1 protein-coding gene is annotated in these 1,062 nt (G+C 61.4%); it reads right to left on the bottom strand.

The features are described 5' to 3' along the window. Positions 1–138 precede the first annotated feature (138 nt). Positions 139–402, bottom strand: a complete 264-nt coding sequence (locus tag AC1Q6V_RS34610) for a hypothetical protein (RefSeq protein WP_010813231.1) — start codon at positions 400–402, stop codon at positions 139–141. Positions 403–1,062: the final 660 nt, after the last annotated feature.

The raw sequence follows: 1,062 nt of genomic DNA, 5'->3' as shown, positions 1-1,062 counted from the left end.
CGCACAGCGGACATGGTCTTGCCGTCGAGTTCCTGGTCGAGCGGCAGATCCTTGATCATGAGGGTCGATTGCATGGTGAGTCTCCTTGGGGGTTCGGTTGAGGGGAGTCCCGCGTCGGCGGGACTCCCGCATGCAGCGTTACAGCGCGACCATCTGGGTGCCGTTGCCAAAGTTCTGCAGGGTGGGGAGCTTCAGGTTGAGGTGTGTGCTCGCGTCGATCGTGTTCACGATCGGCCCGATCTGCACGCCGATGGTCGGGCTGGCAAAGCCGCCGCCGCCGATGACGTTCTGAAAGTTGCCGCCGACAAGAGAGAGGGCGTGGCCGCCGCGCACAGCGGACATGGTCTTGCCGTCGAGTTCCTGGTCTAGCGGCAGATCCTTGATCATGAGGGTCGATTGCATGGTGAGTCTCCTGGGGGTTCGGTTGGGGGAGCACGTTTGTTGCGCTCGAAGGATATAGAGCATGGGCCGTGCCAGGCCCTGGGAGGTCGCTGCAGTAAGCTGCCTAACGTATTGAAAATAAAAGATTTTTCATGGAATCTTGGCGCTTTCCGAGATCCGTCTGGCGAAACTTTGTCAGGGTTGGTGTTGGGCGTAGGCAAACTCATTTCATGGCACTGTTGGCCGAACGAACACAGTTGCCCCCCGGAACTGACTGCGTCGAGCCAAGCCGTCTTGAAGCCAATGACACCGGGCTTGGGCGGGTCAGCTCTCTGCCTGGATGCGCGCGATTTGCCCGTCCCGACTGCGGCCTGGTAGTTGGCGAGCGCGCCACTGATGCGAGCTGGCCGCCGCCGTGATGGCACGCAAATGGCCGCGCTCGAAGCGCGGCCCCAAGGTCCGGCGAAGAAAAAAAAACCGCCCAGAATAGGGCGGGTTCAGACTGCTGAAAACCTGTCGAGTGCTTGCCAAGGCTGGCAAGTGCTACGGGCTCCGGACTGGAATACCGTAGGTTGCATCTTCCGCTGCGGACTCCGAGGTGCGTCGCCACCCGTTGAAGCGGGGGCGACGCACCTCGGTCCCGTTACAGCGCAGCCACCTGGATGCCGTTGCCGAAGTTCT

This window comes from Cupriavidus sp. GW823-FHT07B10 (genome assembly GCF_058794355.1).
This window is presented reverse-complemented; position numbering and strand designations above follow the sequence as displayed.

What these genes read in the sequence shown, in the direction of transcription:
- AC1Q6V_RS34610 (WP_010813231.1), bottom strand. Translation starts at nt 402, where the DNA reads ATGCAATCGACCCTCATGATCAAGGATCTGCCGCTAGACCAGGAACTC.